This window comes from Pigmentiphaga sp. (genome assembly GCF_033795525.1).
Lineage (GTDB): Bacteria > Pseudomonadota > Gammaproteobacteria > Burkholderiales > Burkholderiaceae_B > Pigmentiphaga.
Genome location: NZ_JARYGM010000013.1, coordinates 33,545 through 49,406, shown reverse-complemented (window position 1 = coordinate 49,406; position 15,862 = coordinate 33,545). Strand labels below are relative to the sequence as shown.

The following is a 15,862-nucleotide window of genomic DNA, read 5'->3' as shown; positions in this document are numbered from 1 at the left end:
GGGCGCGATCCGGGGTATGGAACTTGCTGTGCATCGGCGGTTTCATGGGAGCAAGACGATGAATCTAGCTGTCATCGGCGCGGGCTATGTGGGCCTGGTGACCGGCGCCTGCCTGGCCGACGTGGGCAACAAGGTGCATTGCGTGGATAGCGATCCAGCCAAGCTTCGTCTGTTGCGCGGCGGCCATCTGCCTATCTATGAGCCGGGGCTCGAGGCATTGGTGGCCCGCAATACCGCCTCGGGCCGCCTGGTGTTTACGGCTGACCTCGCGTCCGCCGTGGCCGATGCCGACGTCGTCTTCATCGCCGTGGGTACGCCACCGTGCGAGGATGGGGCAGCCGACCTCGGGCATGTCCTGCAGGCGGCTCTTGATATCGCCCGGACGGCGGCCCGTGACACGCTGGTCGTGGTCAAGTCGACCGTTCCCGTGGGCACGTGCGACCGGGTCAGGGAGGTCATGGAAGCCGAGTTGGCTCGCCGGGGTGTTCCTCACGAACTGCGGGTCGCGTCCAATCCGGAGTTTCTCAAGGAAGGCCACGCTATCGACGACTTCCAGCGGCCCGACCGGATCGTGATAGGGACTGACGATGACGAAGGCTGCGCGCTGCTGCGGGCGCTCTATGCGCCGTACAACCGGAATCGCGATCGGCTGATATGCATGGACATCCGCTCGGCGGAGTTCACCAAGTACGCCTCGAACGCGATGCTGGCCGCGCGGATATCGCTCATGAACGAACTCGCAGACCTGGCCGAACGGGTCCAGGCTGACATCGAAGCGGTGCGGCGGGGCACCGGAGCCGACCCGCGCATCGGCTATCACTTTCTATATGCCGGCGCCGGCTATGGCGGCTCGTGCCTGCCCAAGGATGTCCGCGCCTTGATCCGGCTGGCAGAGGAATACGGCGCGCCCACCGACATCCTGAGTAGCGTGCAAGCAGTCAACCTCCGCCAGCGCACGCTGCTCTACCAGAAACTGGAGCGGTTCTTCCGGGGCCGGCTGGCCGGCCGGACCGTGGCAGTCTGGGGCTTGGCTTTCAAGCCCGAGACCGATGACATACGTGAGGCGCCTGCCATCTACCTCGCGGGCCGTCTCTTGCGTGCGGGCGCTACCGTGCGCGCGTACGACCCGGCGGCCGGCGCCAACGCGTTGCGCGCGTTGGGCGGCGAGAGGTTTTCCATCGCGGAGGACGCCTATGCGGCATGCCAGGATGCGGATGCGCTGGTCGTCATGACCGAATGGCGGGAGTTCAAGTCGCCGGATTTCCGGGGGCTGGCTCGGTTACTGCGGGGACGGGCCGTGTTCGACGCCCGCAATCTCTACGACCCGCGCTACGTCGAAGCCTGCGGCCTGCGTTATGAAGGGGTGGGGCGGATGGGCCAGGAGGCGGCCCGGCCGGCGCCGGCTGCCACCTCCGAGACAGCGAGGTAGCGGCCGGCGGACGGCCGCTTAGCGAACCTCGCCCGAGCCCAGCTCGGCGCCGGTAGTGGGATCCACGTCGGGATCCGACATGGTCCGCGTGGCCAGCGCGTCCAATGCGGTTTCCTCGTCCGGCGTCAGCGCCACCTCGGGCAGCCCCTCGCCGCCATCCACCGCGCATTGCTCCTCGCGCTCCGAGACATAGTCGAAGTTCTCGTCGCTGTTCCACGAGCCGCGCATGTCGCCTTCGCCCTGCGACATATTGAAGTAGACGTTGGTGAAGTTGGGGTCTCCCGGCAGCTTGCCCGGAGGGAAGTTCGGCGTCATCGAATACAGCGCCTTCTCGAACGATTGCTGATGCGCGACTTCGCGCGTCATGAGGAATTGCAGCGCGCTCTTGACGCCCGGATCGTCCGTCAGGTTGATCAGGCGCTCGTAGATGATCTTGGCCCGCGCCTCGGCCGCGATGTTCGACCGCAGGTCTGCCGACGGATCGCCGATGGTGTCGATGTAGCCGGCATGCCAGGGCGCGCCGCCCGAATTGATCAGCGCCGGCCCGCCGCCGTAGAGCACTTGCGTCAGGTGCGAGTCATTGCCGGCCCCGGTGATGGACCGGTAGAGTTCGGCCGTTTCCTCGGTGGCTTCGGCCAGCTTGCCCTTGGCACCCTTGTTGAGCATGGCCACGATAGTGCCGATTACCTCGAGGTGGCTCAGCTCCTCGGTGGCGATGTCCAGCAGCATGTCCTTGCGGCCGGGATCCTCCTCGGCCAGGCCCTGCGTGAAATAACGACAAGCGGCGGCCAGTTCTCCCTGTGGGCCGCCGAACTGTTCCAGCATGAGGTTGGCCAAGCCGGGATTGCACTCGGACACCCGGACGGTGTATTGCAGACGTTTGTTGTGCGCGAACATGGGGCTCTCCTTCATGAACGAGGTCCCCGCTCCGCAGGAAGCGTGCCCGGCGGCCGCAACGGCGCGGGATGGCGCGCAACGGGCCGGGAACACGGGTTTTCCCTGGCAAACCACCGCTTTTCGCCGCCGCTTTTCACCTAAAAAAACCTCAACTCTGGGCAGTGGCTGCCGTAAATCCCTGCACGCCTGCCAGTGAAAGGCAGGTCTGCGCGAACCGATCGGCAAGAGCCGGCAACATTGGTGTGGGGTAAGTAAATGGGTGTGTCTCTCGGCTTGGGCCAGCGGTCGCTGGCGAAACAGGTGCTGGTTTTGGCGCTTTCCGTCAGCGCGGTGGTGTCGGTGTTGACCGCGGCCGTACTGGCCTGGCAGGGCTTTCGCGCCGGGAAGGAAGCGGTCGAGCGCGAAATGATGGATGCGCTGGCGTCCATCACCGCCAGCCTCGAGTCCTCCTTCGCTTCCTCGCGCACCCAGGTCGAACGCCAGCTGCTGGTGTTCCAGCGCATGCTGGGCGAGCTTCCCTCGCCTGACGGGACGCTCACGGAAACGGGCGCCGCCGGCGAAATCATGACGGTGCGCGCGGGCGAGACCATCCTCAACGGCAATACGGCGGTTCTGCAGCGCATGCGCAGCTATACCGGCGCCGAGCCCGAGCTGGTCGTGCGCCACGACAACCGCTGGATACGGGCCGCCACGCTGCTGCGCGGCCCCGATGGCCTGCCGCTCACCGGCCAGCCCATTGCCGACGACGACTTCGTCGCCAAGACCATGGACGCGCAACAGGCCGCGACCGACATCGTCTATCGTAACAACCGCTGGTATGCCATCCATGTGCGTCCGCTCAAGGACGACAACGGCAAGGTCTTCGGCGGCATCGCGCTGCAGGTCGATATGTCGGACGACGTCGCGGGCACGCTGGATTTCATCGAGAAAACCAAGGTGGCGGGCTATGGCAGCATGTTCGCGATGACGCCGCGCCTGCAGGGCACCTCGCAGTTCCTGGTGCATCCGCTCTACAAGGGCAAGACCGTGGAGGAAACGCCCGAGGCCGACCGCCCCTTCTATTACCATCTGGTCGACGCGAGCCGGGGCTTTGTCGAGGCGGCACGTTCCACCGACGACTCGACCATGCTGGTGGCTTTCCAGTCCGTGCCCAACTGGGGATGGACGCTGGTGGCCGCCGGGCCGAAGTCGCAGTTCATGGCGGCGCAGTACCAGCAGATCGCGCTCATGGTCGGCCTGTTGCTCGCCGGCGGCGTGGCTACGGGCCTGCTTACCTATTTCCAGATGTCCATGGCGCTGCGTCCCGTCCGCGATGTGGTCGACGGCATCGGCCGGCTGGGAGACGGCGACTTGACGCGCGACGTCCCCGCCGGGCCGCGCGGCTCGCGCAACGAGATCCACATCATGGCCGATCGGATCAACGCCACGCGCGTGCGTATCGCGCAGCTGGCCCAGCAGATGAACGCCACCGGCTCGCAGGTCGCGGCGGCGACCACCCAGACGCTGCAGGCCCTGCACCAGATAGGCAAGGGCACCGAGGTGCAATCCGAGGCGGCCAGCGGCGTCGCGGCGGCCGTGGAGGAACTGACGGTGTCCATTTCCCAGATCGCCGACAATACCCGCGAAGCGAACAACTTCTCCAAGACGTCCAGTTCCGCCGCCGAAGAGGGCGCCGTGGTCGTGACCCAGACCGTTTCCGAAATCGAGAAGATGGCGGCCCAGGTGGCCAGCTCGGCGGAAGTCGTGCAGGAGCTCGAGGCGTCTTCCCGGCAAATCTCGGCGGTGGTCAAGACCATCCAGGAAATCGCCGAGCAGACCAACCTGCTGGCGCTCAACGCTGCCATCGAAGCTGCCCGGGCCGGGGAAGAAGGCCGCGGCTTCTCGGTGGTGGCGGACGAAGTGCGCGGCCTGGCCGAACGCACCAAGTCCTCCACCTCGCAGATCGCCGAGGTCATCGCCGCGGTGCAGAAGCAGACCGCGCTGGCGGCCGAGGCCATGCGCCAGGTCAATACCGACATGCAGCGCTCGGCCGAAGGCGCCCGGCAGGCCGGTGACGTCCTTGGCCGCATCCGCGAGGCCGCCGGACGTACCGCGGAAGTCATCGCCGATATTTCCAATGCCGCGATGGAGCAGAAATCGGCTTCGGAGCAAATCGCCAGCCGCGTCGAGCAGATCGCCCAGTATTCGGAAGAATCCGCGGCCGCGGTGCAGCAATCGGTGGCCTCGGCGGAATCCCTGCAGAGCCAGGCCCAGGTCCTGGACGAGACTATCCGAACCCTGCGCACGTAGCGCTGCCTGGCTTTTCCGCATCCAACGCATCATAACGATCGAATATCGTGCGGCTTACGTCATAACCTCCCGCGCGCCTTGGCGGTTGAACGCGTGTTGCTAAACTCCCGAAGCCCGTCTGCCATCGCCACGACGAACGCCAGCCATGACGCTCCCCTCTGCCAGCGCGATCGAACTGATCGCAACGTTTCTTTTTGCCGTCGCCATCGTCCATACCTTTTCCGTGCCCCTGTTCGCCCGATGGGCGCACCGGGGCGGACGGCACGCCGGGTTGTGGCACTTGCTGTCCGAGGTCGAGGCCGTTTTCGGCTTCTGGGCCTTCGTCCTGCTGGTCGCGATGGCGGTCCTGGCGGGGGCGGGCGAGGCCGTCGAGTACATGGATTCGCGCAACTTCACCGAACCGCTGTTCGTTTTCGCCATCATGGTGATTGCGGCCAGCCGGCCCATCCTGGCCCTGGTGACGCGCCTGGTAGGGGCGTTGGGCACTGTCGTGCCGGTCAACCGATCCGTGGCGATTTATTACCTGACGCTCTCGCTGGTGCCCTTGCTAGGTTCGTTCATTACCGAGCCGGCGGCAATGACCCTGGCGGCGGTCATGCTGCGCGACGGCTTTTTTCACCGTATCGACGACGTCCGGTTCAAGTACTTCACGCTGGGCGTGCTGTTCGTCAACGTATCCATAGGCGGGGTCCTGACATCCTATGCCGCGCCGCCGGTCCTGATGGTCGCCTCCACCTTCGGATGGGATACCGCCTATATGCTGACCCATTTCGGCTGGCGGGCCGCTGGCGCGGTGGTCTTGAATGCGCTGATTGCCACCTTGTGCTTTCGCCGGCTGCTCGCACCAGTATCCGTTGCCCAGGCGGGCGCCGGGGTGCGGAAGCACGCGGTGCCGCCGGCCGTGACGGCAGTCCATGTCGCGTTCCTGGCCGCGGTGGTCCTGTTTGCTCATCATCCTGCGGTATTCCTGGGCCTGTTCCTGCTGTTCGTCGGTTATACCGAGGCCTACAAGGCTCACCAGGCGCCCTTGATGATCAAGGAAGGCTTGATGGTGGGCTTCTTCCTGGCCGGCCTGGTCGTGCTGGGCGGACTCCAGAAGTGGTGGCTGCAAGATCTGCTGGCCGATATGTCGCCGCTGGTGCTGTATTGGGGGGCGACCGCGCTGACGGCCCTGACCGACAACGCCGCGCTGACCTATCTCGGATCGCTGGTAGAAGGAACCACCGAGTTCTGGCGCTACATGCTGGTTGCCGGGGCGGTTACGGGCGGGGGGTTGACGGTCATCGCCAATGCGCCGAATCCAGCCGGCTTCGCCATCCTGAAGGGCGCCTTCCCTGGCGGGACGATCACGCCCCTGGCGTTGCTGCTGGGCGCCGCGCTGCCCACCACCGTGGCCATCGTGTTCTTCTTGTTGCCCGGCTGAATGCCTGCCCGCGCCATGAAAGCTCTGCCTTGTCGCCGGCCCGGGCCCGTATCCGCCCGGGGCGAGAAGCCGGACGCAGTTTTTCGGACAGCTGCGCTAAATACCCAAAAAGTCGCTAAAATTCAAGGCTTTGATCAATTCCAGAACCCCGGTTCGGCCAGATACCGCTGGCGCTTAGACGGGGTTCGGTTCCGAGGTATGCCTGGGGAGTTTGGCGATGCCTATCTACGCCTATAAATGCAGTGCCTGCGGCCATCAGCAGGACGTGTTGCAGAAAATGTCCGATGCGCCGCTGACGGACTGCCCGCAGTGCGGGCAAGCCGCTTATTCCAAGCAGGTGACCGCAGCGGGCTTCCAGCTCAAGGGTTCGGGCTGGTACGTGACCGATTTCCGCAATAACGGCAGTGCCAAGTCGGCCGGCTCCTCGGCCTCGTCCAGTTCGTCCGAGAGCAGTGCATCGTCCAGCGCAAGCTCCGGCTCCGAGGCGTCCGCATCGTCATCTTCGTCGAGTGCACCGGCCACGACGGCCTGAGGTTCGCGCGGCGCCACCGGGCGCCGCGGGCTTTTTACGGGAACCTTCGTGTTCAAACGCTACTTCGTCACCGGATTGCTGATCTGGGTCCCGCTGGTCATCACCGTGTGGGTCCTGGGGCTCGTCGTATCGACGCTCGAGGCGGTCGTGCCGTCCGTACTGACTTCCGACGCGCTGTTTGGCACGCACATCCCGGGGTTCGGGCTGGCGGTGGTGATCCTGGTGGTGCTGCTGACCGGCATGGGCACCGCCAACCTGTTGGGGCGCAAGCTGCTGGAAATGTGGGAAGGCCTGCTCGGGCGCATCCCGCTGGTCCGGTCGATCTACAACTCGGTCAAGCAAGTCAGCGACACGGTGCTGGCGCCCAACGGCCAGGCATTCCGCAAGGCGGTGCTGATGCAGTATCCCCGTCCGGGCGTATGGACCCTGGCCTTCCTGACCGGAGCGCCGAGCGGCGAGGTGGCTGACCGCCTGCCTACCGATTGCGTAAGCGTTTACGTGCCGACGACGCCGAATCCGACGTCCGGCTTCTTTCTGATGGTGCCGCGCGCCGATGTCATGGAACTCGGCATGACGGTGGATGCGGCCTTGAAATACATCGTATCGATGGGGGTGGTGGCGCCGGGATCCCCGGCGCGGGGCAATTGATGGCCCGCCCGTTTGCCGGCGCGCCTGGCGCAGCCGGCCCCGCACCGATACAGACGCAATTTAGACGGAGATTTCATGCGTACCTGCTATACCGGCCAGGTCTCGACCGAGTACCTGGGACAAATCGTGACCTTGTTTGGCTGGGTGCATCGCCGCCGTGACCACGGCGGGGTCATATTCATCGACCTGCGCGACCGCGAAGGCCTGGCGCAAATCGTGTGCGACCCGGATCGCGCGGACACGTTCCAGATCGCCGAGCGGCTGCGCAACGAGTTCTGCGTGCGGGTGACCGGGCTGGTGCGCAAGCGCCCCGAAGGCACCCTCAATACCGCGCTGAAATCGGGCGAGATCGAGGTGCTGGCGCACGACATCGAAATCCTGAACGCATCGGTGACGCCGCCGTTCCAGCTCGATGACGAGAACCTGTCGGAAACCACCCGCCTGACGCACCGCGTACTGGACCTGCGCCGTCCGCAGATGCAGCAGAACCTGATGCTGCGCTACCGGGTCGCCATCGAAATGCGCAAGTACCTGGACGGCCTGGGCTTCATCGACATCGAGACGCCCATGCTCACCAAGAGCACCCCCGAAGGCGCGCGCGACTATCTCGTCCCTTCCCGCGTCAATCCCGGGCACTTCTTCGCGTTGCCGCAGTCGCCGCAGTTGTTCAAGCAGTTGCTGATGGTGTCGGGTTTCGATCGCTACTACCAGATCGTCAAATGCTTCCGCGACGAGGACCTGCGTGCCGATCGCCAGCCCGAATTCACCCAGATCGATTGCGAGACCTCGTTCCTGAACGAGCAGGAAATCCGCGACATCTTCGAAAGCATGATCCGGCACGTCTTCAAGACGGTGAAGGGCGTGGACCTGCCCGATCCGTTCCCGGTGATGCCCTGGAGCGAGGCCATGGGCCGCTTCGGCTCGGACAAGCCGGACCTGCGCGTCAAGCTCGAGTTCACCGAACTGACCGATGTCATGAAGGACGTGGACTTCAAGGTCTTCGCGAGCGCCGCCAACAGCGTCGGCGGCCGCGTGGTGGCACTGCGCGTGCCCGGCGGCGCCGAGCTGTCCCGCAGCGAAATCGACGCCTACACGCAATTCGTGGGCATCTACGGCGCCCGGGGCCTGGCCTGGATCAAGGTCAACGAGCTGGCCAAGGGCCGCGAGGGCCTGCAGTCGCCCATCGTGAAGAACATCAACGATGCCGCGCTGCAGGAGCTGCTGCGGCGCAGCGGCGCGCAGGACGGCGACATCCTGTTCTTCGGTGCCGACAAGGCCCGCATCGTCAACGATTCCATCGGGGCCCTGCGCGTGAAGATCGGCCATAGCGAGTTCGGCCGCAAGCAAGGACTGGTCGAAGGCGAATGGAAGCCGCTGTGGGTGGTGGACTTCCCGATGTTCGAGTATGACGAGGAGGAACAGCGCTACACCGCGGCCCATCATCCCTTCACCTCGCCCAAGGACGGTCACGAAGACCTGCTCGAATCCGACCCGGGCGCCTGCCTGGCCAAGGCCTACGACATGGTGCTCAACGGTTGGGAAATCGGCGGCGGCTCGGTCCGTATCCATCGCGAGGACGTCCAGAGCAAGGTCTTCCGGGCGCTGAAGATAGGTGCCGAGGAAGCGCAGGCCAAGTTCGGCTTCCTGCTCGATGCCTTGCAATACGGCGCGCCTCCGCACGGCGGCCTGGCCTTCGGCCTGGATCGCATCGTCACCATGATGGCCGGTGCGGAATCGATACGCGACGTGATCGCGTTCCCGAAGACCCAGCGCGCGCAATGCCTGTTGACCGGCGCGCCGTCGGTGGTCGACGAAAAGCAGTTGCGGGAGCTGCATATCCGCCTGCGTACGGCCGAGGTCAAGACGGCGCAGTAGGCCTCGCCACGGTCGCGGCTATCAGGCCCCCTTCTTCGGAAGCGGGGCCTTTTTCTTTTTTCCACGGACCGGCGCGGCAGGCGGCGCGACCTCAGGGCGGGTTCAGCTCCGATTCCTGCCAAGGGTCGTAGCTGCCGAAGTGCCAGATATAGCCTTCCGGGTCCTTGAGCGAGTAGCCCTTGCCGCCGTAGTCTTCCTCCTGGATGGGCCGCACGACTAATGCGCCGGCATTGACGGCGGTGGCGTAATGCGTATCCGGATCGGGTACGACGATGTACGGTGTCTGCGTCTGGCGGCCGCCGATATCCTTGGGGAAGGCCGCGATCTCGCGCATGAGCTCGCCTTGCCCGGATCCGAGCATGATCATGCCGTCGCCGAAAGTCAGTTGCGCATGCGCGATGGCGCCGGCTTCACCGGGGACGACCAAGTGCTTGCTGAAGCCGAAGGCCCGGCACAGCCAGTCGATGGCGGCGGAGGCGTCGCGATACACAAGGCAGGGCATGATGGTCGATTTCGTCATGAGGGCCTCCAGGGGAAGGGCAGTCTGCACGAAAACCGTAGCACGAGGCCGATGACGGGTACAACAAGGCGCTGGTAGCGCCGTTGGGATGGTCCGGCACCGCTGCGCTAGCCGACCGTGTCGAGCGCTGCCGCCTGGGTGCGGAGACTTTCGATCAAGGTGCCGAGGACGGCATCCTTGGTTGCCGTCGGGCGGGTGACCACGCCGATTTCCCGGAAAAAGGGCGGGCCCGGCAGTTCGACGATGCGTACCTGCGGGTCGCCGGCGGCGTCTACCAGCGCACCGGGAATGATGGCGCAGCCGAGCCCCTCGCGCACCATGCGAAGAATGACCGCCGGCTCGTCCAGTTCCATGAACTCGTCTACCTGAGACGCATGCCGGTGCAGGAACTGATCGACCAGGTGCCCGCCGTGCGACTTGCGGTTGTAGCGTATGAACGGCAGCGCCGCCGTCACATCGGCCCAATCGCCCCGCGAGGCTCGCGGCGCAATTCCGATATAGCGTTCCCGCATCAGCAGTACCCATTTCAGGTGTCGCGGCAGGTTCAGGTTGGGCTTGATCAGTACAGCCAGGTCCAGCTCTTCCTCATCCACCTGGGCCAGCAATTGTGTCGACATGCCTGGGACCACGTTGACGTGCACGGCCGGGCAGGCCTGGCGGAAACGGCGCAGGGCGCCCGGCAGCAGCCCGACCTGCGCCGTGGAGATCGAGCCGACGGCCAGGGTAGCCGGGGCAGGTTGGCGGCTGGCGCCGCGCATCCGCTCGTAGCGCTGGACGATCTGCTCGGCCTCGGGCAGCAACTGACGTCCGCGTTCGCTGAGCCGCACCGACTTGCCGGCCCGGTCGAACAGCTGGCAGCCCAGGTCTTCCTCCAGCCGCCGGATCTGGGTGCTGACCGCGGATTGCGTCAACCCCAGCCGGGCTCCGGCCGCCGAGAACGACGACGTGCGGGCCGCGGCAATAAAGGTCTGGAGGTAACGGAGGATCATCGTCGATATATAAAAATATTAGATATGAAATGCAAAAAAATTTCGTTTAATATTAGAGATTTTGTTCAATACAATCAAACGCCATAGCCCGGCTGCGGGCGCGTTCCGATAGTGGAGTATCTTCATGGCTGGCCTCCCGCTTTTCCACCTGGCGTTTCCTGTCGATGACCTGGCGCAGGCACGCGCCTTCTACGGCGAGCTGCTCGGCTGCCCCGAAGGCCGCAGTTCGGACACCTGGGTCGATTTCAACTTCTATGGCCACCAGATCGTGGCGCACCTGTCACCCGGCGAGGCGGGTACCCGCCACACCAGCGCAGTCGATGGCGATGACGTTCCCGTGCGGCATTTTGGCGCCATTCTTCCCATGGATGAGTGGGAGGCACTGGCCGCGAAACTGCGCAAGGCGGGCACCGAATTCGTGATCGAGCCGCATGTGCGTTTCAAGGGCGAAGTAGGCGAACAGGCTACTATGTTCTTTATGGACCCCTCGGGCAATGCGCTCGAGTTCAAGGCATTTGGCGACCTCAGCCAGGTGTTCGCGAAATAGCCTCGACGGCGCGCGACCTGGGCCGGGGCCGGTTTCTCAAGGAAGCGCTGCATGTTGTTATCGTCACGAGTATTGCTGGGGTGCGCCGCGCCGATGGGCGCGGCAGGCGTCATGCTGGCCGCCATGACCACGCACCTGTCAGGGGGCGGCATCCTGTCCACCGCTGCGCTTTTCCTGCTCTTGCATGCGGCCGCCGTCACCGGCCTGGCCGCCATGGTGCCCCACTTCCAGCGCGCCCGCCCCGTCCTCGTCGGCGCCACCGGCCTCATCATCGCCGGCACCCTGCTCTTCTCCGTCGACCTCGCGCTGCGGCAACTGGCCGGCACCAAGCTGCTCTGGGGCACGGCCCCCTTCGGCGGCGGCGCCATGATCGTAGGCTGGCTGGGCGTCGCCGTCGCGGCGCTGGTGGATGGACCCCCCCCTACGCGCTGACGCGCGCCCCCCAGGGGGCGGCACTGGCGGACCGGCAAAGCCGGATCCGCGGTGCCCTGGGTCTAAGGCCGCTTTCTTGGCTTGGCGCGTCGGTGCTATCGCTGGCTGCCAGCGGCAGCACGGGGGCGGCGATTCAAGAAATTTTTCTAGATCGAGGGTACCGCGGATCCGGCTTTGCCGGTCCGCTGGTACCGCCCCTTGAGGGGAGTGACCGGAGGTCACGCGGGGTGGGCTTTCCTTCCGGTCCACCCGCATCGCCCCCTGGGGGGCGCGCGTCAGCGCGTAGGGGGGAGCCCCTCCACCCAGGCCACGTATCGATCCACGAAGCCCTGGATGAACTTGGCGCTGGTTTCGTTCGTGATCTTGCCCTGGTCGTCGATCAGGCCGGCTGAGTATTGGACGAAGATGCTGGGTTGGGGCAGGACGGGGATGTCGAGCGCGGACAGGACCATGCGCAGGTGTTCCTGCGCCAGGGCCGTGCCGACCTGGCTGGGCGAGGCGCCCAGGATCCCGGCCGGCTTGCGTGCCCAGGAGCTCTTGCCTGCGGGGCGCGAGCCCCAGTCGATGGCGTTTTTCAGTACGCCCGGATACGAGCGGTTGTATTCGGGCGTGAAGAACAGCAGTCCCTGTACCGATTCGACCTGCTGCTTGAACTTGGCGGCCGGTTCGGGCAGGGCCGTGTCGAGGTCCTGGTTGTACAAGGGTAATTCCCCGATGGGGATTTCCTCGGTCTGCAGATGCGATGGCAGGAGCGCGCAGACGGCCTTTGCCAACTGGCGGTTGAACGAATCTTTGCGGAGACTGCCGATGATCACGCCTATCTTGTAGGTACTCATGGAGATTCCCGGATCTTCTGGATGAGAGACATGGATGCCGGAACCGCCCGTGGCGCGTTGCGCTCGCTAGCCGGAGTTCCGGAACGAGGACTGCCGGCCCATGATAGCGCAGCAGGCTGCGCGCACCAGGTCCTACTTGTATCCGCATGCATACCGCCGGCGATCCACTAGAATGAATGCCTTCTGCCCGTTGCACCTCCGATGTCCGTCGTCCGTATCGTCAGCTACAACATCCACAAGGGCCTGTCGGCCCTGGGGGCGCGCGAGTCCGTGCAAGAGCTGCGCCTGGGGCTGCACACGCTGCGCGCGGACCTGGCTTTCCTGCAGGAGGTGCAGGGCCGCAACGACCGGTACGGCACCCTCCACGAACAGCACGAAATGCTGGCGGCTGCGCTGCGGCTGGAAGCGGCCTACGGCCGCAATGCCGTGTACCGGCATACGGACCACGGCAACGCGCTGTTGTCCCGTTTCCCCATCCTGTCGCACCAGAACCAGGACATCTCCGATCACCGGCTGGAGCAGCGCGGCCTGTTGCATGCCAGGGTGGGCATAGGCAGGCACGAAGTCCATTGCTTCGTGGTCCACCTCGGCCTGTTCGCGGGCAGCCGGTCGCGCCAGGTGGCGGCGCTGGTATCCCGCATCGAAGAGGTCGTTCCACCTGCCGATCCCATCCTGATCGCCGGCGATTTCAACGACTGGACCAATGTGCTGTCCGATATCCTGATCGAGCGGCTGGGGGTGCACGAGGTCTTCGCGACGGCGCCGCGCAGCAACAATGTCGAGCTGCCCCGCTTGCGCGATTCGGTACGCATGCTGGGACGCGCCTTGCGTGGCGGCGAGGTGTCGCCGTTGCGTCCCCGTACCGGACTGCAGGGGCCGCCCAAGCTGGGCATGGGCAACGAGTTGATGGCGCCGCGCCCGCCTCGCACGTTCCCGGCGATATTCCCGTGGCTGCGGCTGGACCGGATCTACCAGCGCGGGTTTTCCGTCAGGCAGGCGAGCGTGTTGTATGGGCGGCCGTGGACGCGGCTGTCCGACCATGCGCCATTGCTCGCGGAGCTGGAACTACCCTGACGGCCGCGTGCCGGGGCGGGCGGCGCTGATGGCCGATGCGGCGGCCAGGAACACGGCGGCGACCACCAGGCCGGTGGTCGGCCCATGCGACGGCACGGCCGTGAACGTGAGTGCGACCAGCGCGGCGCCCAGGGCCATGCCGAATTGCCGCGCGGTTGCCTGCAGTCCGCCGGCACCGCCGCTCCGGTGGCGAGGCGGTGCCGTCAGCATGACGCGGTTGTTCGGCGTCTGGAACATGCCGAAACCCGTCCCGCTGATCACCATGCATGCCATGATCCAGCCGTTGGGGGTCTCGGCCGGGAGCAAGGCGATCAGCAAGAGCCCGAGGGTCACCAGGCCGGCTCCCACCGAACACAGGATTGCCGGCGCGATGGTTTCGGACAGCCGTCCGGCGACCGGGGCCGCGATGGCCACCGCCAGCGGCCAGGGCACCATGAGCATGCCGATTTCCAGCTGGCTGCGGCCCAGCACTTGCTGGAAGTAGAACGGCAGCGATACATAGGACATGGTCTGTCCCGAGAAGGCGCAGACCGAGGCGCCGACCGAGAAGGCAAATTGGCGTATGCGCAGCAGGTCGAGCGGCAGCAGCGGCGTGGGCTGCGCCAGTTCCCGCCGCACCAGGGCCAGCCCGGCCAGGGCGGCGCCGCCCAACAGGATGGCCGCAGTCTTGAAGTCGGGGATCAAACGATCCACGCCTACCACCAGCAGACCGAAAGTGAGCCCGCTCAAGATCGCGCTGAGCGCGTCGAAGCGGCGCTTGGCCAGTTCGGTTTCGGGCAGCATGCGGCTGCCTATGGACAGGATGAACAGGCCGATGGGGATGTTGACCGCGAACAGCCAGGGCCAGGACGAGACGGAAAGTATCAGCGATCCCAGCATGGGGCCGGCAGCCGACGAGGTGGCCACCACCAGCGCGTTGAATCCGATCGCGCGCCCGAATTGTTTCTGGGAGTAGATGAAGCGCAGCAAGGCCGGCGTGACGCTCATGACCGCCGCCGCGCCCAGGCCCTGGAACACGCGGAAGGAGATCAGCATCGTGAAGCTGGTGGACATCGCGCAACCGGCCGAGGCGATGGTGAAGGCCGTCAGGCCCACACCGAAGACCCGCCGGTAGCCCAGGATTTCGCCCAGCGAGGAAAACGGCAGCAGGGCGACGACGATGGCCAGCTGGTAGGTATTGACGATCCAGACCGCTTGCGCCGGCGATACGCCGAGGTCGCGCGCGATGGAAGGCAGCGCGACGTTGGTGATGGTGGTTTCCAGGACGGTCATCGCCATCGCGAGCAGCGTGGCTGCGAGCGCCCAGTACTTGCGCGGCGGCGGGAGTCCGTCCAGGGAAGACATGTTCTTATTGTGGGCACGCCCCGCGCGGGGCGCGGTCAGCGTACGGGGAAATTGAAATAAGTGTCCGGATACGGTTCGTCTGCGAGGGTGTAGTGCCACCACTCCTCGGGCAGATTGCGAAAGCCGTGTCGCGCCATCAGGCCCTTGAGGAACTGACGATTGTGCCGAACATCCTCGGGTAAATCTGGATTGTCGGTATGCGACTTTACATCAAAAAGGTCGAACGGAGTGCCCATGTCCACTTCGCCGTTGGGCAATAGCGGGCCGCGCGTAGGCAACGCCGCCGTCTGTCCGGGATCGAGGGCGGCCAAGGCCAGATCGACCGTGCTGCCGCGGCTATGGCTCGATCGTTGGGCCAGGTACCCGCGTTCCAGCAGCGACTCCTTCGCTACGTCGGGAAAGTATTGCGCCTTGGCTTTCTGGTCATTGGGGTCGCGCGTCCACGAGACGAAGTCGTTGACCGCGCGCTGCGGCCGGTAGCAATCGAATACCTTGAGCGTGAGGCCCTGGGGGCGCAGTTCGCGTTGCACCAGCCTCAGGCGCTGTGCCGCCGGTTCGGTCAGGATGCACGTGGGCGCATCGTAGCCGGCCGCCGGCCGGCCCATGAAGTTCGCGCTGCCGTGATAACGGATGTCGAGCCGCACACTTTGCACGACGTCGGTCAGGTGGACGAAGCCCACGGGAATAGGGAGCGGCGTAGTCTGGGCCTGGGCACCGGGCGCCATCAACGCGGCGGCTGCCAGACAGGCGCCGGTGGCGTGTGCCAGCGGGCGCGCAGGGCCGCGGCCGTCCGGGCCGGGAGGGGGATTCTTCATGCAGACGTTCCGTCGGTAACGCAGCGGGTATTATGCGGCGTCCCCGGCCGGACAAGCCAGATGCGCTATACTCGCCCCCGTCATTGGGGAGTAGCCTCCTCGCGCCGCGGCGCGAGGGTCTGCGTCAACACACTTGCCGACGGCATGGCGCAGACGGTCCTGGACTTGGCAAGACCTTTGATCGTGCAGCGACCGGTGGGCCGGGGCTGATG

The 15,862-nt window shown here is 65.5% G+C and carries 15 protein-coding genes and 1 riboswitch; of the genes, 9 read left to right on the top strand and 6 right to left on the bottom strand.

Annotation, left to right across the window (positions count from 1 at the left end; all coding sequences use genetic code 11):
* Positions 1–58: 58 nt before the first annotated feature.
* On the top strand, positions 59–1,429 hold the full coding sequence (locus QHC78_RS19375; RefSeq protein ID WP_319747494.1) for a UDP-glucose dehydrogenase family protein: 1,371 nt from the start codon (positions 59–61) through the stop codon (positions 1,427–1,429).
* Positions 1,430–1,447: 18 nt separating this feature from the next.
* Here QHC78_RS19375 and QHC78_RS19370 read toward each other — a convergent pair whose 3' ends face one another.
* Positions 1,448–2,326 carry a manganese catalase family protein gene (locus tag QHC78_RS19370; protein ID WP_319747493.1) on the bottom strand — a complete coding sequence of 293 codons (879 nt, stop codon included), beginning with the start codon at positions 2,324–2,326 and terminating at the stop codon, positions 1,448–1,450.
* A gap of 255 nt (positions 2,327–2,581) precedes the next feature.
* On the opposite strand from QHC78_RS19370, the gene QHC78_RS19365 reads away from it, so the two are divergent.
* From QHC78_RS19365 to aspS, 5 genes are all read left to right on the top strand, one after another.
* A complete protein-coding gene (locus QHC78_RS19365; RefSeq protein ID WP_319747491.1) occupies positions 2,582–4,615 on the top strand; it encodes a methyl-accepting chemotaxis protein in 2,034 nt (677 codons plus the stop codon).
* Positions 4,616–4,760: 145 nt separating this feature from the next.
* Complete coding sequence (locus QHC78_RS19360) at positions 4,761–6,038, top strand: putative Na+/H+ antiporter (protein ID WP_319747489.1); 1,278 nt, start codon at positions 4,761–4,763, stop codon at positions 6,036–6,038.
* A 217-nt stretch (positions 6,039–6,255) separates the two neighbouring features.
* Positions 6,256–6,570, top strand: a complete 315-nt coding sequence (locus QHC78_RS19355) for an FmdB family zinc ribbon protein (RefSeq protein ID WP_319747487.1) — start codon at positions 6,256–6,258, stop codon at positions 6,568–6,570.
* A gap of 48 nt (positions 6,571–6,618) precedes the next feature.
* The gene (locus QHC78_RS19350; protein WP_319747486.1) at positions 6,619–7,218 is read left to right on the top strand and encodes a DUF502 domain-containing protein; all 600 of its coding nucleotides are present in this window, start codon (positions 6,619–6,621) and stop codon (positions 7,216–7,218) included.
* 75 nt (positions 7,219–7,293) lie between these two features.
* A complete protein-coding gene (gene aspS / locus QHC78_RS19345) occupies positions 7,294–9,093 on the top strand; it encodes an aspartate--tRNA ligase (RefSeq protein ID WP_319747484.1) in 1,800 nt (599 codons plus the stop codon).
* Between the two features lie 91 nt (positions 9,094–9,184).
* Here the strand turns inward: aspS and QHC78_RS19340 are convergent, their stop codons facing one another.
* A complete protein-coding gene (locus QHC78_RS19340) occupies positions 9,185–9,613 on the bottom strand; it encodes a VOC family protein (RefSeq protein ID WP_319747482.1) in 429 nt (142 codons plus the stop codon).
* Between the two features lie 107 nt (positions 9,614–9,720).
* Positions 9,721–10,602, bottom strand: a complete 882-nt coding sequence (locus QHC78_RS19335) for a LysR family transcriptional regulator (protein WP_319747480.1) — start codon at positions 10,600–10,602, stop codon at positions 9,721–9,723.
* Between the two features lie 124 nt (positions 10,603–10,726).
* Here QHC78_RS19335 and QHC78_RS19330 point away from each other — a divergent pair, with 124 nt between their 5' ends.
* The gene (locus QHC78_RS19330) at positions 10,727–11,149 is read left to right on the top strand and encodes a VOC family protein (RefSeq protein WP_319747478.1); all 423 of its coding nucleotides are present in this window, start codon (positions 10,727–10,729) and stop codon (positions 11,147–11,149) included.
* A gap of 51 nt (positions 11,150–11,200) precedes the next feature.
* Entirely contained in the window at positions 11,201–11,581 is a 381-nt protein-coding gene (locus QHC78_RS19325; RefSeq protein WP_319747476.1) for a DUF423 domain-containing protein, read from the top strand.
* 275 nt (positions 11,582–11,856) lie between these two features.
* Here QHC78_RS19325 and QHC78_RS19320 read toward each other — a convergent pair whose 3' ends face one another.
* Entirely contained in the window at positions 11,857–12,417 is a 561-nt protein-coding gene (locus QHC78_RS19320) for an NADPH-dependent FMN reductase (protein WP_319747475.1), read from the bottom strand.
* A 201-nt stretch (positions 12,418–12,618) separates the two neighbouring features.
* On the opposite strand from QHC78_RS19320, the gene QHC78_RS19315 reads away from it, so the two are divergent.
* Entirely contained in the window at positions 12,619–13,491 is an 873-nt protein-coding gene (locus QHC78_RS19315; RefSeq protein ID WP_319747473.1) for an endonuclease/exonuclease/phosphatase family protein, read from the top strand.
* Here the strand turns inward: QHC78_RS19315 and QHC78_RS19310 are convergent.
* Complete coding sequence (locus QHC78_RS19310) at positions 13,483–14,835, bottom strand: MFS transporter (protein WP_319747471.1); 1,353 nt, start codon at positions 14,833–14,835, stop codon at positions 13,483–13,485. The two genes, QHC78_RS19315 and QHC78_RS19310, sit on opposite strands and share 9 nt — an antisense overlap.
* A gap of 35 nt (positions 14,836–14,870) precedes the next feature.
* Complete coding sequence (locus tag QHC78_RS19305; RefSeq protein WP_319747470.1) at positions 14,871–15,650, bottom strand: M15 family metallopeptidase; 780 nt, start codon at positions 15,648–15,650, stop codon at positions 14,871–14,873.
* Positions 15,651–15,723: 73 nt separating this feature from the next.
* A riboswitch (yybP-ykoY riboswitch) is annotated at positions 15,724–15,858 on the top strand.
* Positions 15,859–15,862: the final 4 nt, after the last annotated feature.